Annotated in this window: 19 protein-coding genes; 8 read left to right on the top strand and 11 right to left on the bottom strand. The window is 67.1% G+C overall.

From position 1 onward, the window contains the following. Window positions 1–5 precede the first annotated feature (5 nt). Entirely contained in the window at window positions 6–545 is a 540-nt protein-coding gene (locus N5D45_RS14700) for a DUF924 family protein (protein ID WP_043400116.1), read from the top strand. 77 nt (window positions 546–622) lie between these two features. Here the strand turns inward: N5D45_RS14700 and grxD are convergent, their stop codons facing one another. After that, on the bottom strand, window positions 623–1,549 hold the full coding sequence (gene grxD / locus N5D45_RS14695; RefSeq protein WP_099524255.1) for a Grx4 family monothiol glutaredoxin: 927 nt from the start codon (window positions 1,547–1,549) through the stop codon (window positions 623–625). A gap of 59 nt (window positions 1,550–1,608) precedes the next feature. Between grxD and N5D45_RS14690 the strand changes: the two genes are divergently transcribed. Continuing rightward, window positions 1,609–2,388, top strand: coding sequence for a polysaccharide deacetylase family protein (locus N5D45_RS14690; protein ID WP_279939220.1), 780 nt, complete (start codon window positions 1,609–1,611; stop codon window positions 2,386–2,388). Between the two features lie 75 nt (window positions 2,389–2,463). On the opposite strand, the gene N5D45_RS14685 is transcribed toward N5D45_RS14690, so the two are convergent. Genes N5D45_RS14685 through N5D45_RS14675 form a run of 3 tightly spaced genes read right to left on the bottom strand, consistent with a single transcriptional unit; the run spans window position 2,464 to window position 5,080 of the window. Next, complete coding sequence (locus tag N5D45_RS14685; RefSeq protein ID WP_197602440.1) at window positions 2,464–3,180, bottom strand: class I SAM-dependent methyltransferase; 717 nt, start codon at window positions 3,178–3,180, stop codon at window positions 2,464–2,466. Between the two features lie 4 nt (window positions 3,181–3,184). Next, the gene (locus N5D45_RS14680; protein WP_111112420.1) at window positions 3,185–3,802 is read right to left on the bottom strand and encodes an SGNH/GDSL hydrolase family protein; all 618 of its coding nucleotides are present in this window, start codon (window positions 3,800–3,802) and stop codon (window positions 3,185–3,187) included. A 3-nt stretch (window positions 3,803–3,805) separates the two neighbouring features. Continuing rightward, window positions 3,806–5,080, bottom strand: coding sequence for a pyridoxal phosphate-dependent aminotransferase (locus N5D45_RS14675; RefSeq protein WP_279939218.1), 1,275 nt, complete (start codon window positions 5,078–5,080; stop codon window positions 3,806–3,808). A 114-nt stretch (window positions 5,081–5,194) separates the two neighbouring features. Here N5D45_RS14675 and rsgA point away from each other — a divergent pair, with 114 nt between their 5' ends. Next, entirely contained in the window at window positions 5,195–6,304 is a 1,110-nt protein-coding gene (gene rsgA / locus N5D45_RS14670) for a ribosome small subunit-dependent GTPase A (RefSeq protein ID WP_053443496.1), read from the top strand. 126 nt (window positions 6,305–6,430) lie between these two features. Then, entirely contained in the window at window positions 6,431–7,684 is a 1,254-nt protein-coding gene (locus N5D45_RS14665) for a flavohemoglobin expression-modulating QEGLA motif protein (protein WP_049411678.1), read from the top strand. Window positions 7,685–8,114: 430 nt separating this feature from the next. On the opposite strand, the gene N5D45_RS14660 is transcribed toward N5D45_RS14665, so the two are convergent. From N5D45_RS14660 to N5D45_RS14640, 5 genes are all read right to left on the bottom strand, one after another. Then, window positions 8,115–10,412, bottom strand: a complete 2,298-nt coding sequence (locus N5D45_RS14660) for a TonB-dependent receptor (RefSeq protein ID WP_057503953.1) — start codon at window positions 10,410–10,412, stop codon at window positions 8,115–8,117. A 160-nt stretch (window positions 10,413–10,572) separates the two neighbouring features. Next, entirely contained in the window at window positions 10,573–11,097 is a 525-nt protein-coding gene (locus tag N5D45_RS14655; protein WP_065178329.1) for a hypothetical protein, read from the bottom strand. A 207-nt stretch (window positions 11,098–11,304) separates the two neighbouring features. Further along, window positions 11,305–12,045, bottom strand: a complete 741-nt coding sequence (gene phbB, locus N5D45_RS14650; RefSeq protein ID WP_005419193.1) for an acetoacetyl-CoA reductase — start codon at window positions 12,043–12,045, stop codon at window positions 11,305–11,307. Window positions 12,046–12,069: 24 nt separating this feature from the next. Beyond that, a complete protein-coding gene (locus tag N5D45_RS14645) occupies window positions 12,070–13,398 on the bottom strand; it encodes a CitMHS family transporter (RefSeq protein ID WP_049411738.1) in 1,329 nt (442 codons plus the stop codon). A 75-nt stretch (window positions 13,399–13,473) separates the two neighbouring features. Then, on the bottom strand, window positions 13,474–14,613 hold the full coding sequence (locus tag N5D45_RS14640; protein ID WP_057503955.1) for a porin: 1,140 nt from the start codon (window positions 14,611–14,613) through the stop codon (window positions 13,474–13,476). A gap of 242 nt (window positions 14,614–14,855) precedes the next feature. Here N5D45_RS14640 and N5D45_RS14635 point away from each other — a divergent pair, with 242 nt between their 5' ends. The 4 genes from N5D45_RS14635 to N5D45_RS14620 are packed head-to-tail and all read left to right on the top strand — an operon-like array spanning window position 14,856 to window position 18,666. After that, complete coding sequence (locus tag N5D45_RS14635; RefSeq protein ID WP_019337115.1) at window positions 14,856–15,545, top strand: response regulator transcription factor; 690 nt, start codon at window positions 14,856–14,858, stop codon at window positions 15,543–15,545. Beyond that, window positions 15,538–16,929: a sensor histidine kinase gene (locus N5D45_RS14630; RefSeq protein WP_279939233.1), complete on the top strand. Its 1,392-nt coding sequence runs from the start codon at window positions 15,538–15,540 to the stop codon at window positions 16,927–16,929. Before N5D45_RS14635 ends, N5D45_RS14630 begins: the two co-directional genes overlap by 8 nt. After that, entirely contained in the window at window positions 16,926–17,981 is a 1,056-nt protein-coding gene (locus tag N5D45_RS14625; RefSeq protein ID WP_279939216.1) for an ABC transporter substrate-binding protein, read from the top strand. The genes N5D45_RS14630 and N5D45_RS14625 overlap by 4 nt, the downstream gene beginning before the upstream one ends. A gap of 28 nt (window positions 17,982–18,009) precedes the next feature. After that, the gene (locus N5D45_RS14620) at window positions 18,010–18,666 is read left to right on the top strand and encodes a response regulator transcription factor (RefSeq protein ID WP_010480821.1); all 657 of its coding nucleotides are present in this window, start codon (window positions 18,010–18,012) and stop codon (window positions 18,664–18,666) included. An 84-nt stretch (window positions 18,667–18,750) separates the two neighbouring features. Here the strand turns inward: N5D45_RS14620 and N5D45_RS14615 are convergent, their stop codons facing one another. After that, window positions 18,751–19,137, bottom strand: a complete 387-nt coding sequence (locus N5D45_RS14615; protein WP_139042444.1) for a hypothetical protein — start codon at window positions 19,135–19,137, stop codon at window positions 18,751–18,753. 531 nt (window positions 19,138–19,668) lie between these two features. Then, window positions 19,669–22,317 (bottom strand): PAS-domain containing protein, encoded by a 2,649-nt coding sequence (locus tag N5D45_RS14610; RefSeq protein ID WP_197656912.1) that lies wholly within the window; start codon window positions 22,315–22,317, stop codon window positions 19,669–19,671. Window positions 22,318–22,326: the final 9 nt, after the last annotated feature.

Below are 22,326 nucleotides of genomic sequence, written 5' to 3'. Positions count from 1 at the left end.
AGGTAATGGACGTTGCCGCGCAAGTGGTGGAATTCTGGAACGAGGCGGGCCCTGCAAAGTGGTTCGCCCGCGATGATGCGTTCGACGCGCAGTTCCGCCAGTTGTTTCTGGATGAGCATTTCGCCGCCGCTTCGCGCGGGCGTGAGCATTGGCTGGGCAGTGCCGAAGGGGCGCTGGCCCTGATGCTGCTGCTGGACCAGTTCCCGCGCAACTGCTTCCGCGGTACCGCCCACTCCTACGCCACCGATGGCCTGGCCCGGCATTACGCCATGCGCGCCATCGAGGAAGGCCTGGACCTGCAGCTGGTGCCGAAGCTGCGCGCCTTCATCTACCTGCCGTTCGAGCACTCCGAGGATCCGCTGGACCAGGACCGCTCGGTGGCGATGTTCGACGTGCTGGGTGACAAGGAATACCTGCAGTACGCCGAACTGCACCGCGACATCATCCGCCGCTTCGGGCGCTTCCCGCATCGCAATGCCGTGCTGGGCCGCATCCCCACGCCGGAAGAACTGGATTACCTGGCCGAAGGCGGGTTTGCCGGCTAAGAAAAAGGGGACGGAGGGGATTAAGACGTTTATGGCACAAACGACTTAATCCCCTCCGTCCCCTTTTTCAGTGCGGATCAGTACTTCGGCACGCCGTTGTCGACGTCTTCGGACCAGGCGTTGATGCCGCCGGTGACGTTGAACACCTTGGTGAAGCCGAGGGCGCGGAACTGCTCGGCGGCCTGCGCGCTGCGGCCACCGTGGTGGCACATGAAGGCCAGTGCGGTGTCCTTGGGCAGGGCTTCCAGCTCGGCACGGCCGTTGCCGTCGAAGGTCTTGAACGGCACGCCCACGGCGGCGATCTCACGCTCGTCGGCCGGGCGCACGTCCACCAGGGTGATGTTGCCGGCACGCACCAGGTCATCGGCATCACGCACGCTGATTTCCTGTACCGGCTTCGGCGCGTTCGGGTTGTCGATGGCCAGGCCCTTGCCGCGGATGTCGTCCACCCAGTCGATGGTGATGCCGTTGGCGCGACGGGCGCTGGACAGGTCGAACTGCACGCGCAGGCCGTTGGATTCGGCAGCGATCGCGCCTTCGTCATGCGGGGCCAGCTGGAAGTTCGGCTGGAAGCCGGCGTCGATGGTCAGCTGCAGGGCAGCGCCCGGGGCGTCGGCCAGCGCGCCCTTGAGCATTTCCACAGCGGCCGGGGTGACGGTGATGCTCGGCGGGGTGCGGTCCGGTGCGGCCAGCCCCAGCACGCTGCTCAGCTCACCGCTGGCAGCCATCTGCAGCACGATGTCGCTGCCGCCGACCAGTTCGCCGTCGATGTACAGCTGCGGGATGGTCGGCCAGTCGCCGTAGGCCTTGATGCCTTCACGGATTTCCTGGTCGGCCAGCACGTTGACGTGGGCGAACTCGACGCCGAGGTCCTGCAGGGCGCCCACGGCCTTGGCCGAGAAACCACACTGCGGCATCGACGGCTGGCCCTTCATGAACAGCACGACGCGGTTGGCGTTGAGGATGGATTCGATGCGCGAACGCAGGGCGGGATCGAGGGACATGGACGTCGGGGTTCCGGGAATTCGAATCATCAATTCTACCCCCCATGGCATCATGGGGGATGAGCAACGCAGGAACATTGCATCGCATCCCGACCCGGCCCTGGCGCTGGCTGCCCTGGCTGGTGGCGTCGCAGTTGGCCGTGATCCTGGTATGGGTACTGGCAGGCTGGCACTGGGCCCTGCCGCTGATGGTGGCCAGCCACGCGCTGTTCATGGTGCCGATATTCCTGCCCAACAGCCGTTTCTACGCGCCGGTATTGAGCCGGGTGCCGGACGCTGGCAACAGTGTCTGGCTGACGATCGATGACGGCCCCGGCCCGGAAACCCGTGCCGTGCTCGACCTCCTGGACCGCCACCAGGCGCGTGCGACCTTCTTCCTGGTGGGGGACCGTGCGCTGGCGCAGCCGGAACTGGTGGCCGAGATCCTGCGCCGTGGCCACGACCTCGGCAATCACAGCCACAGCCACCCGCAGGCCCGCTTCTGGCGGCTGGGACCGGCTGCGATGCGCGCCGAGATCGAAGGCTGCCAGCATGCATTGCAGTCCCTGAGCGGGCATCCGGTGCGCTGGTATCGCTCGGTGGTGGGCATGACCAACCCGTTCGTGGCGCCGGTGTTGAAGGCGCTCGGCCTGGTGCGCGTGGGCTGGAGTGCACGCGGTTACGACGGCGTCGGCTGCACGCCGGAGGGCGTGCTGGCGCGTTTGCTGCCCGACCTGCGGCCAGGAGCCATCGTGCTGCTGCACGAAGGCGCCGCCCACGGCCACAATCTGGTGATCATCGAGCGCGTGCTGCAGGCATTGGAAGAGCGCGGCTTGAAGGCGCAGCTGCCTACCGGCTGATACGTATGCGGTAGCGCCGGGCCATGCCCGGCGGATGCCACAGGTGCCGCTGCGCTCGCCGGGCAAGGCCCGGCGCTACAGGTTCCGGCGTGCCACCAGCAGCCAGCTGTTGAACGGCGTACGCCCATGCAGCGGCCGGGGGGCGGTCACCTGCAATCCCGCTTCGGCAAGCGTCGTCTGCAGCACCTCTGGATCGGGGTAGTGGCGCGGCCGCGTGCCCATCCAGCCGACCAGCCAGGCCAGCCGGTCCGCCACCCGCGTGGTGCGGTCGCGGCCATCGCCGGTGGCCAGCGGCGTGCGCAGCAGCAGGCAGCCGCCGGGGGCCACCCGCGCACTGGCCGCGCGCAGCAGTGCCTGCTGTGGGCCCGCGTCCAGGTACTGCAGCACGTCCAGCAGCAGGACGTGCCCGGCCTGCGCCGGCAGTGGCGCCTGCACGTCCACGCAGTCGAAGCGCACGTCATGCAGCTCGACGGCGGCACGTTGCGCGCGGGCGATCTTGCCCGCATCCACGTCCACGCCCAGGTAGCGCTGGGTGCCGCCGCGCTGGCGCAGTACATGGGCGAACAGGCCCAGCCCGCAGCCGAGGTCCAGCACCGGCTGTCCGTCGTCAGGCAGATGCTGCAGCACGCCGTCGTACAGCGGATCGCTGCCGAGCTTGCCGCGGGTGTAGTAGTAGTCGCGGCGGCTGCCCCAGGCCTGCGCCGGGCGGAACGCTTCGGCGATCAAGCGGGCCTGCGGGGCCGTCAGGGGAGCACAGGGCAGGGGCGGGCCGTTCCGTGGCGTGCCGTCCATCGCCTCAGTCCGTGCCGCCAAGCAGATGCGCGGCAACCGGCAGCGCGCGCGCGCTCCACAGCGCGTACATCCGCGCTGAAGGATGCAGGCCGTCCTCGGCGATCATCGTCGGGTCTTCGCCCTGCGCGCGGCTGATGTCGGTGATGTCGACGAAGGCTACGCCGTGCCGGGTACTGATCACCTCGGCGGCGGCATTGAATTCGTCGGTCTCGATCTCGATCGCGGCCAGGTCGCGGCCACTGCCGGCACCGAACGGGGTGGCACCCCAATCGGGGAAGGACAGCACCAGCACGCGGCCGGCATCACCGCCGGCAAAGCCGATCGCCCGCTGCAGCAGGGCCTGGAACTGGCTGCGGTATTCGTCCAGAGGACGCCCGCGGTACTGGTTGTTGACGCCGATCAGCAGGCTGACGAAATCGAACGGGCCCTGCGGTGCAGCCGCGTCGATACCCGCATCGAGCTCGTCGGTCGTCCAGCCGGTGGTCGCAATGGTCTGCGGGTCGGCCAGCGCCACGTCCTGCGCGCGCAGCGCGGCGGCCAGCTGGTGTGGCCAACGGCCTTCGACTGCAACCGCTTCACCGATGGTGTACGAATCGCCCAGCGCCAGGTAGGACAATGCCACGGCTCAGGCCACCGAACGGTGCGGCTTCAGCGGCACGACCTTGGTCGCATCCTCGGCACGGCGCGCCAGCACGCGGTCGATGCGGGCGAACACATCGCGCATCACCGAAGCTTCCGGCATCAGGGTCACGCGGAAATGATGGCGGTAGGGCACGTTGAAGCTTGAGCCCGGCACCACCAGCACGCCTTCGTTGTTCATCAGGTCCAGCGCGAAATCGTGGTCGTCGAAGCCCTTCGCAGCGGCACCGACCACGGCCGGGAACGCATACAGCGCGCCGGCCGGCGCGACCAGTGACAGGTGCTCGCTGGCTTCGCAGGCCTCGATCACCGCGCGGCGGGTTTCATACAGGCGGCCGCCCGGCGTGCACAGCTCGGAGATGGTGTCCGGACCGTTCACCGCCGCCTCGATGGCGTACTGGCCCGGCACGTTGGCGCACAGGCGCAGTGCGCCCAACAGGTCCAGCGCGGCGCGGAAGTCGCCCAGGCGGGCATCGTCACCGCTGAGGTGGGCCCAGCCCACACGCCAGCCGCAGGCGCGGTGCACCTTGCTCAGGCCACTGAAGGTCAGGCACGGATGATCACCGGCCAGCGGCGCGACCGGCTGGAACACCGCGTCGTCGTACAGGATCTGGTCGTAGATCTCATCGACCAGCAGCAGCAGGTTGTGGCGGCGCGCGATTTCCACCACGCGCTCCAGCAGTTCGCGCGGGTAGCTGGCGCCGCTGGGATTGTTCGGATTGATCAGCACGATGGCGCGGGTGCGCGAAGAGACCAGCGTCTCGATCTCGCTCGGGTCCGGCTGGAATCCGTTCTCCGGCGCGCAGCGGTAGTACACCGGCCGGCCATCGTTGAGGATGGTCGAAGCCGACCACAGCGGGTAGTCGGGCGAGGGCACCAGCACTTCGTCGCCCGGGTTGAGCAGCGCACGCAGTGACAGGTCGATCAGCTCGCTGACGCCGTTGCCGAGGAAGACGCGGTCCGGGTGCGCATCGGGCGCGCCACGGCGGGCGTAGTAGCTGGCGATGGCTTCGCGCGCCACCGGCAGGCCCTGCTGGTGGGTGTATGGGTCGGTGCGGCCCATGTCGTCGGCGATCGCGCGTTGCAGGTGCTCCGGCGCGCGGAAGCCGAAAGCGCCCGGGTTGCCGATGTTGAGCTTGATCAGCTTGCGGCCCTGCGCCTCCAGCTCCCGGGCTCGCCGCGCCAGTTCTCCGCGGATTTCGTAGCGCACTTCGGAAAGGCGCTCGCGGATGGCCAGGGGCTTGGGCGAGGTGGTGGACATGGGAGCTGGGCCGTCAAAAGGCATGGGGCTTCCATCCTACCGGAATTGCTGCACTGCATGGCAAGGGCTCCGGGCCCGTCACTGCTGGGCTGGCAGGGCGCTGGCACAGGTAGAATGGCGGCGATGACCCAGACCCCCGATTTCATCGCCCTGCAGACCATCGGCTGGCCCTGGCCGGGCCCGCCACAGCAGGCCGACTGGCAGGCCGCGATGGCCGCGCACCCGCAGGCCCGCCCGGCACGGGTGATCGAACAGCACCGCACCCACTACGTGGTGGCCGATGGCCCGGATGCATCGATCAAGGCCGAGTCGCTGCCCGAATGGCAGCGCCCGCGCTTCCCCAGCCATGAGCGGCCGGCGGTGGGCGACTGGGTGCTGCTCGATGGCATCCGCATCGTCGCCCTGCTGCCACGGCGCACCGCGATCAAGCGTGGTGCCGCAGGTGAGCACTACCACCAGCAGGTGATCGCGGCCAACATCGATACGGTGTTCATCGTCTGTGGCCTGGACGCTGACTTCAATCCGCGCCGCATCGAGCGCTACCTGCTGCTGGTCGGCGGTGGCGGTGCCGAACCGGTGGTGGTGCTGACCAAGGCCGACCAGACCGAATACAGCGAGGATGCGCTGGCGGTGCTGGAAGAGCTGGAGATGCAGGGCATCGCGCTGCATGCGATCAATGGCCTGGATGCCGACAGCGTTGCCGTGCTGCAACCGTGGCTGGGCCCGGGCCGCACCGTGGTGCTGGTGGGCTCGTCCGGTGCCGGCAAGTCCACGTTGACCAACACGCTGCTCGGCGAGCAGCGGATGAAGACCAACGCGGTGCGTGCCAACGATTCGCGCGGACGACACACCACCACCCATCGCGCGCTGATGCCGCTGCCGACGGGCGCCTGCCTGATCGACACCCCCGGCATGCGCGAGCTGAAGCCGACCGGTGAAGAGACGCTGTCGGAAGGTGGCTTCGCCGATATCGAAGCGTTGGCCGCACAGTGCCGTTTCAACGACTGCAAGCACCAGCAGGAACCGGGCTGTGCGGTACGTGCCGCGATCGAGGCCGGCGAGATCGAAGAGAGCCGCCTGCTGAACTACTTCAAGTTGAAGGAAGAAGTGGCCGCCGCCGCCGCCAAGCTGGCGGTTCGCCAGGCCGAGACCGCGCAGGAGCGTGGTGGCAGGAAGGGCAAGGGCCAGCAGTTCCGCCCGGCGAGCAAGAACCGCCGGCGGTAGCACAGCAGCCGAGCGTGGGCTCGGCTCTACAGTGGGTCCGCGGCGGAGTCATTTCCTGTAGCGCCCGAGCCGATGCTCGGGCGGCGGCGCACAGCGCCGGACACAGCAGGGCGCTATAGTCCGCCCATGGAACCGACTGCGACGCTGGACCGTGACGTGGCCCACCATGCAGCGCTCGATGCGCGCCTGGTCGAGGCCGTGGGGGGCATCCGCCTGCTGGGCCTGACCAGCTGGCCGGCCACGCTGCAGGCACCGTTCCTGGACAGCGTGGCACGTGGACAGCCGGTGCTGCCGAAGGTGGATTACCCGAGGCTGGATTTCAGCGAGGAGCGCCGCGCACTGGCTGCGATCGCCGCCGACTGCGATGATACTCATCCGCTGGGCCACTACGTGCGCCAGTCGGCGCAGAGCTGGGACCTGGCCGCGCAGCTGCTGGAAGGGTTGGGCACGGCGGCGGTCGATACCTGTTCGGTGCAGTTGTTCGGCGCGCCCGAGCAGCCGTTGCCAGGCAATGGCCCGAGCACGCGCGAAGCGGCGCGTCACTTCATCCAGATTGCTGCCGAACTCGATCACGAACTGCTGGCGCCGGAAGAGCAGGTGCCGGTCTCGGCCATTGCCCTGCAGCTGCAGCTGCAGAATGACCTGGATGCGTTCTTCGAATCGCGCATCATCCAGGTGCAGCTCGATCCAGAGCTGGTGTCCAAGGCCGCTGCCGGACCGACCCGCATCCGCCTGCGCACCAGTGCGCGCTTCAGTGCCTACGACCGCGCGCAGCTGTTCCACCACGAAGCGCTGGTGCATTCGCTGACCGCCTTGAATGGCCGCGAACAACCGGTGCTGCCCAGCCTGGCGTTGTCCTCGCCGCGGGTGACGGCCACCCAGGAAGGGCTGGCTACCTTCGCCGAACAGATCACCGGCAGCATCGACATCGAGCGCCTGAAGCGCATCAGCCTGCGCACCGAAGCGATCGCGATGGCCCGCGAAGGCGCCGACTTCATCGAGGTGTTCCGCTACTTCTGCGATGCCGGGCAGAACGCCGAAGAGAGCTTTGCGTCGGCACAGCGCGTGTTCCGTGGGGTGCCGCCGAGTGGCGGCCTGGCCTTCACCAAGGACACGGTGTACCTGCGCGGCCTGGTGTCGGTGCATACCTTCTTCCGCCACATGCTGGCCGAGGACCGCCTGCAGGTCTGCCGCTGGTTGTTCGCCGGCAAGATGAGCCTGGCCGATGCGATCGCGTTCGCGCCGCTGTTCGAAGCGGGTGTGCTGAAGCCGCCGCGCTGGCTGCCGCACTGGGTGAGCCGGGCGAACGGCCTGGCCGGCATGCTGGCGTTCTCGCTGTTCGCCAACCGTATACGGATGGACCAGCTGGCGCCGGAATGAAATGCGTTGGCGGATCCTCCTGCGCCTGCCTGCTATCGGCTGGGAGGAGGCGGGGCACCCTGGTCAGGACACGCAAAAGCCCCTCCATGGTGCTCGATGGCGCCATCCATGGCGCCAACGGTCCTGACCAGGGTGCCCCGCCTCCTCCAGACAGATTCCTGCGGGCGCGGTAGCAGGTCCACCAGAGGGATTGCGCTTGAAAAGCAAGGAGCCGGGCATTGCCCGGCTCTTTGCTTTTGCTCTTGCTTTCCATTGCCTCCGCGCGGGCGCGGGGAACTGTCCAGCGGGGGTAGGCAGGCCCATGCAGGACCGTGAGGCGCATGGATGCGCCGATCGAGCCCCCAAGGACGGGTTTACGGCGTGTCCTGCATGGGCCTGCCTACCCACGCCATGCAGGAACAATCAACGCGCCGCAGCGCCCGCTTTCGATTTAGAACTCCGCCGCCACCGTCATGAACAGCTGCCGCGGCGCGCTCGCATGGATCGCATACCGCGTGCCCTTCGGATCGGTCGGCGCGAACGAACTCAGCTGGCCGGCATAGCGCTTGTTGGTCAGGTTGGTCGCGTTCAACGACACCCGCACGTTGCGCAGGCCAAGGCCCGGGCCGAAGTCGTAGCCCGCACCGGCGTCGAAGGTGGTCACGCCCGGCACCGACTGGTCGTTGGTGTAGGTGTAGTAGCGCTTGCCGGTGTACTTGGCACGCAGGCTGGCGAAGAAGCCATCGCGGTTCCAGCTGATCTCGCTGGAGGCCATGCGCTGCGGCGTATCCACCGTGATCTTGCCGGCCACCGGCACGATCGCGCCGCCCGAGGTGTAGTCATCCTCGTAGGTGGTCTTGTTCCAGGACAGCGCGTTGTACCACTGCAGGCCGTCGATCGGCTTGAGGATGAAGGTCAGCTCCGCACCGTGGCTCTTCACCGAACCGACGTTGATGAAGCGCGTCACGCACTCCGGACGCGTGCCGACTTCGATGCTCGAGCACGGGTTCAGCGACAGCAGGCGGTTGTCGAACTTCACGTTGTAGGCGGCGATCGAGGCCTGGTACTTCTCGCCGAAGGTACGGAAGCCGGCTTCAAGGCTCTTGGACTTCTCCGGCTCCAGGCCGGCGCTGGCCGCGAACGATTCCGGCGACACCTGCAACGGGCCACCGCTGCCGCCACCGACGAAGGCGGCGATGTTCTCTGCGTACGAAGCGAACAGCTCGTTGTTGTCGTTGAGCTTGAAGCCCAGGCCCACCTGCGGCAGCACCGACTTCTTGGCGGTCAGCGTGCCCGAGGCGATGCGGGTTTCCACGCCCGGCTGGGCGGTGGCGCGCATGCGGGTGTTCGGGCTCTTGATACCGACATCCACGGTCAGGCGCTGGTCCAGGAAGCGCATGCGGTCCTGCACGTAGAACTGGCGCGTGCGGATGTCGAAGTCCTGGTTGAACAGCAGGCGGTCCGGGTTCTTCAGGTACAGGTCGTCCAGGAACGGGCCGCTGATGTAGTAGAAGTTGCGCGAAACGTTATGGTCGTTCTGCTCGTACCACAGGCCGGCTTCCAGTTCGTGGATGCCCACCGTCCACGACAGCGCGGCGGTCAGGCCATCGCGGTTGATCGTGTAGTTGGTGCTGCGGATCGAGATCGGCAGCATCTTGTCGGTACCCGGGTAGGACGGCTGGCCCGGCGCCCACCAGTGGCCCTGGCCACGGTTGTCGTGGTGGTAGGCCAGCAGCTTCAGGCGGCCCTGCTCGCCCAGGCGCAGGTCGGCATCGACCGAATAGAGGTTGTCGTCGCGCAGCGCGCGGCTCTGGTAGTAGGCATCGTCGATGCTGTTGACGCCGCCGCTGAACTTGCAGCGTGCCTTGTTGTAGGTGCCCGGTGCGCAGTACGCGGCAGCGACAGCGCGATCCCAGTCCGGCGCATAGATGTTCCAGTCGTAGCCCAGGCCACGTGCCAGCATGTCCTTGGACAGGTAGGCGTAGTTGGCCTGGCTGGCGCGCGAGGTCGCCACGAACGCACCGAAGCGGTGGTCGCCGACATTCCACACGGCCTTGGCGTTGAACTGGCGGGTGGTCTGGTTCTGGTACGGCGCGGCCCACATGTCCTGGTCCTGGTGCACGCCGGACACGTAGGCCGAGAAACCATTGATGTCGCCTGTATCCACGCGCAGGTAGCCGCGACGCTGGTTGTTGTCACCCACGGTGACGCTGGCGCGTCCACCGAATTCGGTGGACGGGTCCATCGAGAAGTACTGGATGGTGCCGCCCAGGTTGCTCGTCGACGCCACGCCCAGCGAGCCGATGCCCTGCGACAACTCTGCGCCGGCCAGGTTCTCGGCGATGATCGCGCGGGCAATGCTCAGGCCGTTGTAGTTGCCGTAGCTGTTGTCACCCAGCGGGATGCCGTCCAGCGTATAGCCGAGGCGGCTCTTGTCGAAGCCGCGCAGGCTGATGGTCTGCGATTCTTCGTTGGCACCGAAGGCGTCGTTGGACTGCACCGACACGCCCGGCAGGCGGTCGAGGATCTTCTGGCCGCTGGTGCCCGGCGGCAGCACCTGCTTGTCGACGGTGGTGATGCGCTGCACCTGGCGGGTCTCGCCCTGGCCGATCACGGAGACGGTATCCAGCGTCTGCGCGCTCAGCGCGGCATCGGTGCTGGCGCCGGTATCGGCGGCGGTGGCGGCATGGGCGCTGGCGGCGGCGGAGAGCGCGATCGCCACGGCGATCGTCAGGTGTCGGGTCTGCATGGTGGTCCGTTGCATTGGGGGTGGTCACCGGCACGCGTGCGCGGTGCATGGCCACTATGCGAACGGAACATGAAACCTTCTTTACGAAAAACCAACGAACGATGCAGGGCAGTGGTGCGTGTCCTGCAACATGTTCGTCATGGTGGTAGGCCGGTGGGAATCAGAAGCGCTCCCCAGGCCAGCTCAATTTGAGCTGGTCCATGCAGTCGCGGTCATGTTCGGAGAATGAGAACCCGATCTGGATGCCGTTCACTACTGTGCCGAACACCGTCGACTCGTCCAGGCTATGCCCTGACGGCACGGAAAGGACATTGAAGTCGGGGTAGCGACGACCCATCTGCTTTCGCGAGATGCAGACGCCGCTCAGCCGCAGCGTAATGCCTTTGATGATTCGCCCCGACGCGTCGGTGTAGATCTGGCCAGAGGGCCCCTTGATCCTCCCAGCGACCACGAATGGCGCCAGATCGATGGTGGCGCTGTCGCCCCGGCCCATTCTTGCTTCCGAACGCGAGCCGGCCGGAGCCAGGGGTGATAGCTGCGCGACAAGGTCAGAGCGTGACAGCTGCAAGGACCAGCGTTCCACGAGCCGCCAGGTTGCATCCGCCTCATCCGCAGTGGCAGCAGGTGGGGTGGCCGCCAGTGGCGGGGTGGCGACCACGAGAAGCGCAATCAGCAATGCACGCATGCCAACCTCCTTGATCCGCGATTCCGGCCGTTCATCCATCGGGCTCGGCGAGCGTTGGCAGGTATAGCACCGGTTCTGCCGATGTATCGGGCAATACGTCCCGAAAATGCAGAAACAAAAAGGGGCCGGATCCCCCTCGCAAGCGAAGGTTCACCGGCCCCGCGCACTCCGTGGGGGAGGCGGTCCACGCCTTGCGTGGAGACGGGCTCAACCCATGTACAGACCGCCGTTGACCGGATAGTCGGCACCGGTCACATACGAGGCTTCATCCGAGGCCAGCCAGGCGCACAGGCCGGCCACTTCCTCGGGGCGGCCCAGGCGACGCACCGGTACCGACGCCGCCAGCCGGTCCAGCACATCCGGCGGGAAGCTGCTGATCGCCTGGCTGGCGATGTAGCCCGGCGACAGCGTGTTGACGGTGACGCCGCGCGAGGCCACTTCGGCAGCCAGTGCACGGCTGAAACCGTGCATCGCGGCCTTGGCGGTGGCGTAGTTCACCTGCCCGATCTGGCCCTTGTGGGCGCTGACCGAACCGATGTTGATGATGCGGCCCCAGCCACGCGTGGCCATGCCGTCCACCACCTGCTTGGTGAGGTTGAACAGCGCATTGAGGTTGGAGGCGATCACCGCGTTCCAGTCTTCCACCGTCATCTGCCGGAACAGCAGATCACGGCTGCCGCCGGAGTTGTTGACCAGCACATCGACCTCGCCCACTTCCGCTCGCACCTTGGCGAACGCGGCGCTGGTCGAAGCCCAGTCGGTGGCGTTGCCTTCCGAGGCGATGAAATCGAAGCCCTGTTCGCGCTGCTCGCGCAGCCAGTTGGCCTTGCGCGGCGAGTTCGGCGCGCAACCGGCGACCACGGTGTGGCCACTGCGGGCCAGGCTCTGGCAGATGGCAGTGCCGACACTGCCCATTCCACTGGTGACGTAAGCGATTCGAAGCGTCATTGCAGAAGGCTCCTTGGCAAAGGGTCAGGCGGCGAGGGGATACAGGCCGAACAGCAGGCTGCCGATCATCAGCAGCATCGAGATGGCGATGGCCCACTTCAGGGTGAACTTCTGGTGGTCGGCGAACTCGACCTTGGCCAGGCCCACCAGCAGGTAGGTGGAGGGCACCAGCGGGCTGAGCAGGTGCACCGGCTGGCCGGCCAGCGAGGCGCGCGCCATTTCCACCGGGGTGATGCCGTAGTTGCTGGCCGCCTCGGACAGGATCGGCAGCACGCCGAAGTAGAACGCGTCGTTGGACATGAAGAAGGTGAACGGCATCGACGCCACCGCCGTGATCACCGCCAGGTACGGGCCCCACGACTCCGGAATCACCGCCAGGAAGCTGTGCGACATCGCTTCGACCATGCCGGTGTTGTTGAGGATGCCGGTGAAGATGCCCGCGGCGAAGATCAGCGACACCACCGACAGCACGTTGCCGGCGTGGTTGACCACACGGCGGCGCTGCTCGGCCAGGTTCGGGTAGTTGATCACCAGGGCGATGGCGAAGCCGACCATGAACAGCACCGGCATCGGCAGCACGCCGATGATCAGCGCGGTCATCAGCGCCACGGTCAGTGCCAGGTTCACCCACAGCAGCTTCGGCCGCTTGATGTCTTCGGCATCTTCCACGGTCGGCAGCGCGTTGCTGTCGTCGGACACGCTGTTGTCCATCCAGCTGCCGCCCTTGGGCAGGGTCACAACACCCAGGCGACGGCGTTCCTTCAGGCCCAGGTACCAGGCCAGCAGCAGCACGCCGGCGCAGGCGATCACCATCGACGGGATCAGCGGCACGAACACATCGGCCGGGTCCACGTGCAGCGCGGTGGCCGCGCGTGCGGTCGGGCCGCCCCACGGGGTCAGGTTCATCACGCCGCCGGCCAGGATGGTCACGCAGGTCATGTTCAGCGCGTTCATGCCGAGACGCTGGTACAGCGGCAGCATCGCCGAGACGGTGATCATGTAGGTGGTCGAGCCATCGCCATCAAGCGAGATCAGCATCGCCAGCACCGCGGTACCGAGCACGATCTTCATCGGATCGCCCTTGACGAAGCGCAGGATCACCCGCACCAGCGGGTCGAACAGGCCGGCATCGATCATCACCCCGAAGTAGAGGATCGCGAACATCAGCATCACGCCGGTCGGTGCGATCTTCTTGATGCCTTCCAGCATCATCTCGTCGATGCCGGCGCCGAAGCCGCCGATCAGCGCGAACAGGATGGGAATGGTGATCAGTGCGACGAGCGGCGACAGGCGTTTGCTCATGATCAAGTACATGAACGTAATGACCATGCCAAAGCCGAGGATGCTCAGCATCATCTGCGGACTCCTTGCGAATACAGGACGTGGGGGAGTGGAAGGGGCCCGGGCGGCATGCCCGGGAATTCGGGCTTAGAAGTCGTACTGCAGGCGTCCGGTGACCGCGCGCGTGCGGTCCACCGTCACCCCGGCCAAGCGGTCGCGGTTGCGGCTTTCGATCACGTTGAGCATGAAGCGCAGGTTGTCGCGCAGGTACCAGTTGCCACCCAGCGTCCAGGCGTCGGTGCTGCCACGGCGCAGGTCCGGCGCACCATCGAGATGCTGCGCACCCCACATCTGGTCGTAGCGCAGCGCTACTTCGAAGGCACCGGCCTTGTGGCGGATGTCCTTCACCCGCGCAAAGCGGCCGGTCTTGCGGTCGTAGGCGCGGCTTTCGCCGGTAATGAACCAGCTGACCATGCCGTAGGCGGCCATCACGTCGCCACGCTGCGCACCGTCATCGAAGGTGGCGCCACTGAACTCGCCCTGCCACGACAGCGGGCCGCGCACCTGCGCGTATTCCAGCGACCACTTGTTGACGTCGGTATCGCGGCCGGCGGAGAAGTCGACCAGGGTCAGGCGGCTTTCATCGGACAGGTGGCCGGCCGGGCGTGGTCGGATCTTCAGGCCCGGAACGCCGTTCGCGCCGGGGTTGTCATAGGCCTCGCGGGCCAGCGACAGGCCCAGGTGCAGCACGTCGCCATCGGCGGGCGAGGGCGCCCAGGTGACACGGCCACCGGCAGCACGCCCCTTCACCTGCCAGGCGTCGATGCTTTCCAGGCTGTAGATGCTGGCGGCCCAGGTGAAGTCACCCGGATTGGCCTGCCACGACGCGCCCAGGCGGTACAGCGGCGCCAGCGTGGTGCCGGCATTGCCGCGCTCCAGGAAGCTGCCGTAGTTGGAACTGGTGCGGTCATCCAGCGAGAAGTACTGCTTGAACTGGCCGACGGTGAGCTTGCCGGCCTTGCCGAAGCTGCGCGCCAGGTACACGTCCTTGGCCTCGACGCGGTCGCCGGAGAAATCGGCCTCCAGCTTGTAGTCGACCACGAAGAACTTGCCGGATACGTCAACCCACGCGCGGCGGATTTCGGTGTCGTCCTTGTTCGGGGTGCCGCGGTTGTCGTTGTCGAAGGTGGCGAAGTCCAGATGCAGGCGGCCACCTAGGGTGGCGGTGACCGGACGGTCGTCTTCGGCAGCGAAGGCCGGCGCCGACAGGACAGCCAGCGCCATCATGGCGGCAGGACGCCGCCAGGCAAACGTGAATTCCACAAACCCTCCCAGGTGCGCGCCAGGCGCGCGGCAATCGTGGGCACCGGACGGTGCGCGGCCGCAGTCTGGGTCGGGCAAGCTGTCATCGTCCTGTCAACGGATTGTGCGGTGCAGCGTAAAGCGGCTCGCTGCTGCTTCCTGGCAGGGCCCGGCGAGCGCGGCAGCGGCATGCGGTAGCATTCGTTTCCCCTCCCACCCTCGTGCCCATGCGCCTGCTGCTGGTCGAAGACAACCCGGATCTGGCCGATGCGATCATCCGCCGCATGCGCCGCAGTGGGCACGCCGTGGACTGGCAGGCCGATGGCCTGGCCGCCGCCAGCGTGCTGCGCTACCAGAGCTTCGACCTGGTGGTGCTGGACATCGGCCTGCCCAAGCTCGATGGCCTGCGCGTGCTGGCCGGCATGCGCGAGCGTGGCGACAGCACGCCGGTGCTGATGCTGACCGCACGCGATGGCATCGAAGACCGCGTGCAGGCGCTGGATGTCGGCGCCGACGACTACCTGGGCAAGCCGTTCGATTTCCGCGAATTCGAAGCGCGCTGCCGCGTGCTGCTGCGTCGTGCACGAGGCCAGGCCAGCGAAGTGGTGCAGATCGGCGGCTTCCAGTTCGATAATGCCGCGCATCGGGTCAGTCTCGACGGCGAGCCTATCGAGCTACCCAACCGCGAGTACCGGCTGCTGGAGATTCTGGTCGGCCGCCTCGGTCAGGTGGTCGGCAAGGACGAGATCGGCAACGGCCTGTTCGGCTTCGACGACGAAGCCGGCCCGAATGCGATCGAGCTGTACGTCGGTCGCCTGCGGAGAAAGCTGGCCGGCGCACCGCTGCGCATCACCACGGTGCGCGGTGTCGGCTACCTGCTGGAAGCCAGCGATGGCAGCGCCGACGCCGATGGCTGACGCACGCGCTGCGAACGCGGCGCCAGGTTCGCTGCGGCGAACGCTGCTGCTCTACCTCGGTGCGCTGCTGGCGGTGTTCGCGGTGGCGCTGCTGTTCGCCGCGCGCGACTATGGCCAGCGCGCGGCAAACCGTTCCTACGATCACCTGCTGGTGTCTTCGGCGCTGTCCATCGCCGATTCGGTGGCGCTGGTCGACGGCCAGTGGCAGGTCGATCTTCCCTATGCGGCGCTGGACCTGCTGGCGATGGCCCCGGAAGACCGCGTGTTCTATCGGGTGGCCGACAGCCGCGGCAACCTGATCACAGGTTATGGCGATCTGCCGTCGCCGCCGCGCCGTCCGGGCACGCAGCCGCAGCTGTTTGATGCGGCGTACAGCGGCGAGACCGTACGCTTCGTAGTGGTCGGCCGCAGTTTCGCCGCGGCCTCGGCGCAGGGCGAGGTGCAGGTGCAGGTGGGCCAGACCCGGCGTGCGCGCGAAGCCGTCGCGCAGGACATGGTCAATCGCGCACTGCTGGCGATCGGCGTGCTGTCCGGCCTGCTGCTGGCGCTGGTGGCGTTTGGCGTGCACCGCGCGTTCCGCCCACTGGTGCGGGTGGAACGCGAGCTGTCGCGCCGCGAACCGTCCGACCTGAAGCCCCTCGACGCGCGCGTGCCGCGCGAGATGGACCAGATGGTGGCGGCGTTGAACCGCTTCATGGAACGCCTGTCCAGCAGCAACGAGACACTGCGCGCATTCATGGCCGAGGCCGCGCACCAGATGCGCACGCCGTTGGCCGCGCTGCGTGCGCAGGCGCAGCTTGCGCTGGACGACGACGATCCCGAAGACATGCGGCGCAGCCTGCTGGCGATCGAACGCAACGCCACCCACATGAGCCGGTTGCTGAACCAGCTGCTCAGCGATGCCAGCGTGATCCATCGCTCGCACCTGCAGCGCTTTGCGGCGGTGGACCTGGCCGAGACCGTCCACCAGGCCCTGCATGAAGCCCTGCCGCAGGCCGGCCCGGCACCGCGCGTGCAACTTGCGATGACCGCCGAGCCGGTGCAGGTGCACGGCGACGCGCTGCTGCTGCGCGAGGCGATCAAGAACCTGGTCGACAACGCATTGAAGTACGGCGGCGAGGGCCCGTTGCAGATCGCGCTGACCGTGGAAGGCGGTCAGGCGGTGCTGACCATTGCCGACCATGGCGCAGGCATCGCCCCCGCTGATGCCGAACGCGTGTTCGAGCGCTTCGCCCGTGGCGAAGGCGCGCCGTCCGGCGGCGCCGGGCTGGGCCTGGCCATCGTCAAGCGCGTGGTCGACAGCCATGGCGGCCGCATCGACCTCAGCAACCGCCCGCAGGGCGGGCTGATCGCCACCATCCGCCTGCCACGGAGCAGTCCATGATCCGCCTGTTCGCTGCTGCCGTTGCCTTGCTGCTGGCCCTGCCGGTACTGGCCGCGCCCGGCGACGTACGCCGTTTCCCGGCCCAGGCAAAGGCCACTGCGCAGCTGCGCATTCACGGCACCACCGACATCGAAGTGTTCGCGGTGGTGATCGCCGATTACCAGCGCCTGCATCCCGGCACCGAGGTGGTGTACGAGGACATCATCACCCAGGACCTGTACGCGCGTTACCTGCACGACCGCGCCGGGCCGGCATCGCCGGACCTGCTGATCTCCAGCGGCATGGATCTGCAGACCAAGCTGGTCAACGATGGCCACGCGCTGCCACACCGTTCGGCGCAGACCGCTGCACTGCCGGCCTGGGCACAGTGGCGCAACGAGGCCTTCGGCATCAGCTACGAGCCGGTGGTGATGGTCTACAACACCCGCATGTTGCCGGCCGCGAAGGTGCCGCATACGCGTCGGCAACTGCTGGACCGGCTGCGAGCCGAGGGAGCACCGCTGCGCGGCAGGGTCGGCACCTATGACATCGAGCGCAGCAGCGTCGGCTACCTGCTGTCTACCCAGGATGCGCAGCGTGGCAGCATCGCCGGTGCGTTGCTGGGCGCGCTGGGTGACAACGACGTGGTGCGTGAGGAGCGCACAGGCGTGCTGCTGGACAAGGTGGCCAGCGGCCAGTTGTCACTGGTCTACAACGTGCTCGGCTCCTACGCGCAGGCGCGCATCGACGCGGGTGCCCCGCTGGGCATTGTGGAGCCCGAGGACTACACGCTGGTGGTACTGCGCACCGCAGTGATTCCGCGCACCGGCCCGCACCCGGAAGAAGCCCGGCGCTTCCTCGACTACCTGCTGTCGCCACGCGGCCAGCAGGTGCTGTCGCGCGAGGCACGGCTGATGCCGATCGTGACCGGCAACGCGCGCGGCGATGATGCGCCGGGCCGCAGCCGCCGCCCGATCCAGCTGGGTCCGGGCCTGCTGGTGTATCTGGACGCGCTCAAGCGCCGCCAGTTCCTCGATGCCTGGCGCAGCAGCGTGGAGCCGGCAGGGCGCTGAGGCTCCGGCCTGCCCGTACAATGGCCGCATGAGCGAATACACCATCCTGATCGCCGATGACCACCCGCTGCTGCGTTCGGCGGTGGTGCAGTCATTGCGGCAGAGCCTGCCGCTGGCGCAGGTGCGCGAGGTCGCCAGCGCCGAGGCATTGGCCGAAGCACTCGACGCACACCCGGATGTGGACCTGGTGCTGCTCGACCTGACCATGCCAGGCGCGCACGGTTTTTCCGCGCTGCTGCACGTGCGTGGCTCGCATCCGGACATCCCGGTGGTGATCCTCTCGTCCAACGACCATCCGCGGGTGATCCGCCGTGCCCAGCAGTTCGGCGCGGCCGGGTTCATCCCGAAGTCGGCCCCGGCCGAGACCATCGGCGAGGCCGTGCAGGCGGTGCTCGATGGTGGCCTGTGGTTCCCGGCGATGGCCGCCGAGCGTTCGGAGGCCGATGCACTGCTGGCCAGCCGCCTGGCGCAGCTGACCCCGCAGCAGTTCCGCGTGCTGCTGTGCCTGGCCGATGGCCTGCTCAACAAGCAGATCGCCTACGAGCTGGGTCTGGCCGAGAACACGGTGAAGGTGCACGTCACTGCAATCCTGAAGAAGCTCGAATGCCATAGCCGCACACAGGCCGCGGTGCTGGTGAAGGCGCTGGAGCCGGAAGGCGACCCGCGGGCAGGGATGGACGGCTGACCTGGGCAGGGCACTTGGCTCCCGGCGAGAGCATTCTGAGCTGCTCGAAACAACTGCGCAAACGCGAAAATGGAGTCTGGCGCGTCAGTTGCCGCTGATCGAACTCATCTCCGGGTCGGTCGAGAAGATGAACCTGTTCTCGTATCCCATCCAGTAATGCTCAGACGCTTCGGCATAGCTGTAAGTGGGAGAGGATGCATCTGACGCAAACCTGCGACCCCACGCCTCATGATCCGCGCTGCTTCGGGTCCGGGCGATACCGATGCAGATGCTAAGGCCACACGAAAAGCGTTCAAGTACACCTTCTTGACCCATTGCACGTTCAAGTGATGATCGATAGTGCCGGGTCAGGTCCTGCGCCTCGGGGCTGGAAGCCGCATCCTGTGTAATGCGGTTGATCGCATCCGACATGTTTCTGCTTGACTGCAGGAGGTCCTCGGCGGCCAGGATCGAGATGCCGTCCTTGAACATGAGTGCGGATTCTGACCGAAGCAGCGCGAGCGACGATGCTGCGCGATGCGTGGACGCTGTCGGAACGCCGGGGTTCGGTGAGGTGTCCGCGTTCGATATGGCTGGAGAAACCTGTGCTTCTGTCGCGGCCCTCCTGAGGCTGACGTCCGGATCTGGTGTGCTGTCAGCGATGCATCCCGCGCAGCACAGGCAGAAGAGCATTGCTGTGATTCGATGGAGGTATCGGAGGGGGGCGATGGATAGGTGATGGCAGGGCATGCTGGATCCTTGGCCGTAGGCTGTGGCTGTCTTCAGTACGATCCGCCGATCAGCCGAACGTTGAAATCTACTGATCCTCAGCAGCGCCGGTCAGTCAGGAGACTGCTCTCTCTCCACTCGGAATTTCTCCATGCTCTACGCAATGACGCGGCGCATCCATTTCCTTCTTGGCCATGGCTGTCGCGCGAAGAGGTTTGGGGATTCGGTACGGAATCAACGAGGAGCAACGCCAGCCGTGCGCCGGCAACGCGACGCCCGCGTGGCGGAGCCGTCCTACCCGCGATGCCGCAACAGCATCTGCGTCATCAATGCCCGCAACGCGGGCGGCCGCACCGGCTTGAGCAGGAAGCCCCAGCCGTTCTCGGCAGCATGCGCTTTCAGTGCCTCGTCACGCTCGGCGGTCACCAGGATCACCGGCGGGCGCGCCTTCCACAGCGTGCACAGCGTTTCATACAGGTCCGGTCCGTGCCATTGCCCCATGCGCACGTCCAGCAGCAGCAACTGCGGTGCGTTCAATGCACTGGCGATTTCCAGTGCCCCCTGCGGACCGTCGGCAAGTTCCACCTGGCAACCCCAGCGCTCCAGCAGCGCACGGGTCGCCGCACAGACGTGTGGATCATCGTCGATGCTCCACACCCGGCACTTTCGCAGTGAGCTGTCGTCGGAGGGTTCGCTTGCGATGACCGGCGCTGCGGCAGGTGCGATCACATCGTCGGCGCGCCCGAGTACTACGCTCACGGCGAAGACGCTGCCCTTGCCCAGTGTAGAGCGCAGGCTGATGCGGTGGCCGAGCAGGCGGCCGATGCGTTCGACGATGGCCAGGCCCAGGCCGGCGCCACGTTCCTGTTCCACGCCGTCGTTCAGCCGGCGGAACTCCTCGAAAATCTCACCCTGCAGGCTTTCCGGAATGCCCGGGCCCTGGTCATGCACTTCGATGCGCAGTTGATCGCCTGCACGCCGGCAGCCGATCAGCACGCGCCCACGTGGGGTGTAGCGCAACGCGTTGGACAGAAAATTCTGCAGGATCCGCCGCAGCAGGGCTTCGTCGCTGACCACCACTGCGCGGGTATCCACCCAGTCAAGCTGCAGGGCACGGCTCTGGGCGGCGATGCCGAACTCGCGCGCCAGCGTCTCCAGCAGCGGAGAAAGTGCGAACGTGCGTACGCGGATCTGCAACGATCCTGATTCCAATCGCGAGATATCCAGCAGGCTGTTGAGGATCGCGTCCTGCGCGGCCAGCGCAGCGTCGATGTGGTCGCTGGTCTGCTGCTGCGCCGGATCACTCAGTTTGCCGCGCAGCACCGAGACGAACATGCGTGCAGCGTTGAGTGGCTGCAGCAGGTCGTGCACGGCCGAGGCGACGAAGCGGGTCTTGTAGCGGTTGGCCTGTTCGGCTTCGCGGCGTGCTTCGTCCAGGTCACGGGTGCGCTCGGCGATGCGGTGCTCCAGCGCATCGGCCAGCGAACGCAGTTCGCGCGCGGCGTTCTTGTAGCTGGTGATGTCGGCATAGCTGGTGACGAAACCGCCGTCGGGCAGCGGATTGCCGCGGATCTCCAGCACCGTGCCGTCGTCCTTCTCGCTTTCGCGCATGTGCGGGCGACCGCTGCGCAGGTGGTTCAGGCGACGCTCGATGGCCTCGTCCACCGGGCCGGGACCGAGCAGGCCACGGCGTGCATTGAAACGGAACAGTTCCTCGATCGGCCGGCCGACGCGAACCAGGTCTGCCGGGAACCGGAACAGTTCCAGATAGCGCGCATTCCATGCCACCAGCCGCAGCTCGCGGTCGATCACCACCACGCCCTGCGGCAGATGCGCCAGGCTGCGGCTGAGGCCGCTGTCAGCGTCAGTTGCGGCCTGCAGCAGGCCATCCTGTGCGGTGCGCAGTTCCTGTGCATGCTGCTTGAGCAGGGTTTCGAGTTCGCGGCGGCTGCGCAGGCGGTGTTTGGCCAGGCGCCGGCGCTGCTGAACGAACAGCACCAGGAAGCCCAGCGCCAGCCATGCAGCGCCACCGGTGAGTGCCGCGGCGCGGCCGGCGCCGGTGGCGGCACTGGCATCGTGCAGCAGGTGCAGGTTCCAGCCTTCGGCGGGCAGTGGCAGGCTCTGCCACAGCATCGGCTGCGGCAACGTCGGGTCCAGCAGGCGCACCATGCGGCCGTCATCGGCCAGCACGTCTTCGGTACGCGCACGCAGTGGTTGCAATGCGCGGTCGGCGTACTGGCGGGCATCGAGCATCTCGCGGCGCTCGTCGGCGCCCAGCGGGCGCAGCAGCCGGTAGCGCCAGCTGTCACGGTTGGCCAGGAACACCACGTCGTGGTCGTCGCTGGCCAGCACCACATCGGGGCTGCTCAACCATTCCTGTTCCAGCGCCGACAGCTCGACCTTGATCACCACCACGCCCAGCCGCTGGCCATCTTCCTCGATGGCCTGCGACAGGTAGTAACCGGGCACGCCGGTGGTCATGCCGATGCCGTAGAAGCGGCCGCGGCCCTGCGCCAGTGCCTGGCGGTAGTAAGGGCGGTAGCTGTAGTTCTCGCCGACATTGGTGGTCGGCTGGTCCCAGTTGCTGGCTGCCACTGCCACGCCGTCGTGGCCCACCAGGGTCAGGGTCGAGGCGCGGGTAACTTCATTGGCGCGTTGCAGCTTGAGGTTCAGCCGCTGCCGTTCGGCAGGCGAGGGCGGTACGCGCAGGGCGTGCAGGAGATCCGGATCCAGTGCCAGCACCTGCGGCAACGTGCCGAAGCGGTCGATGCGCTGCTGCAGGCCCTGTCCATACAGCTGCAGCTGGCGTTGCACCTGGCTGCTTTCCTCGCCGAGGGCGCGCCGCCAGGCGTAGTGGCCGGCGGCGACGGCGCACAGCACGGTGCCACCGACCATCACCAGGATGGTCAGCAACAGCATGCGGTGGCGGCTGAGCCAGTACATGGCGGCAGT

Origin of the sequence: Stenotrophomonas sp. GD03819 (genome assembly GCF_029841665.1) — a bacterium.
GTDB classification, from domain to species: Bacteria; Pseudomonadota; Gammaproteobacteria; order Xanthomonadales; family Xanthomonadaceae; genus Stenotrophomonas; species Stenotrophomonas geniculata.
Note: the sequence above shows the minus strand (reverse complement) of the source record. Positions and strands in the feature narration are given on the sequence as shown.

Excerpts from the sequence above, each read along its gene's own strand:
- N5D45_RS14700 (WP_043400116.1), top strand. The coding sequence starts at position 6 with ATGGACGTTGCCGCGCAAGTGGTGGAATTCTGGAACGAGGCGGGCCCT.
- grxD (WP_099524255.1), bottom strand. The coding sequence starts at position 1,549 with ATGTCCCTCGATCCCGCCCTGCGTTCGCGCATCGAATCCATCCTCAAC.
- N5D45_RS14690 (WP_279939220.1), top strand. The coding sequence starts at position 1,609 with ATGAGCAACGCAGGAACATTGCATCGCATCCCGACCCGGCCCTGGCGC.
- N5D45_RS14685 (WP_197602440.1), bottom strand. The coding sequence starts at position 3,180 with ATGGACGGCACGCCACGGAACGGCCCGCCCCTGCCCTGTGCTCCCCTG.
- N5D45_RS14675 (WP_279939218.1), bottom strand. The coding sequence starts at position 5,080 with ATGTCCACCACCTCGCCCAAGCCCCTGGCCATCCGCGAGCGCCTTTCC.
- rsgA (WP_053443496.1), top strand. The coding sequence starts at position 5,195 with ATGGCGGCGATGACCCAGACCCCCGATTTCATCGCCCTGCAGACCATC.
- N5D45_RS14665 (WP_049411678.1), top strand. The coding sequence starts at position 6,431 with ATGGAACCGACTGCGACGCTGGACCGTGACGTGGCCCACCATGCAGCG.
- N5D45_RS14660 (WP_057503953.1), bottom strand. The coding sequence starts at position 10,412 with ATGCAGACCCGACACCTGACGATCGCCGTGGCGATCGCGCTCTCCGCC.
- N5D45_RS14655 (WP_065178329.1), bottom strand. The coding sequence starts at position 11,097 with ATGCGTGCATTGCTGATTGCGCTTCTCGTGGTCGCCACCCCGCCACTG.
- phbB (WP_005419193.1), bottom strand. The coding sequence starts at position 12,045 with ATGACGCTTCGAATCGCTTACGTCACCAGTGGAATGGGCAGTGTCGGC.
- N5D45_RS14645 (WP_049411738.1), bottom strand. The coding sequence starts at position 13,398 with ATGCTGAGCATCCTCGGCTTTGGCATGGTCATTACGTTCATGTACTTG.
- N5D45_RS14640 (WP_057503955.1), bottom strand. The coding sequence starts at position 14,613 with ATGATGGCGCTGGCTGTCCTGTCGGCGCCGGCCTTCGCTGCCGAAGAC.
- N5D45_RS14635 (WP_019337115.1), top strand. The coding sequence starts at position 14,856 with ATGCGCCTGCTGCTGGTCGAAGACAACCCGGATCTGGCCGATGCGATC.
- N5D45_RS14630 (WP_279939233.1), top strand. The coding sequence starts at position 15,538 with ATGGCTGACGCACGCGCTGCGAACGCGGCGCCAGGTTCGCTGCGGCGA.
- N5D45_RS14625 (WP_279939216.1), top strand. The coding sequence starts at position 16,926 with ATGATCCGCCTGTTCGCTGCTGCCGTTGCCTTGCTGCTGGCCCTGCCG.
- N5D45_RS14620 (WP_010480821.1), top strand. The coding sequence starts at position 18,010 with ATGAGCGAATACACCATCCTGATCGCCGATGACCACCCGCTGCTGCGT.
- N5D45_RS14615 (WP_139042444.1), bottom strand. The coding sequence starts at position 19,137 with ATGTTCAAGGACGGCATCTCGATCCTGGCCGCCGAGGACCTCCTGCAG.
- N5D45_RS14610 (WP_197656912.1), bottom strand. The coding sequence starts at position 22,317 with ATGTACTGGCTCAGCCGCCACCGCATGCTGTTGCTGACCATCCTGGTG.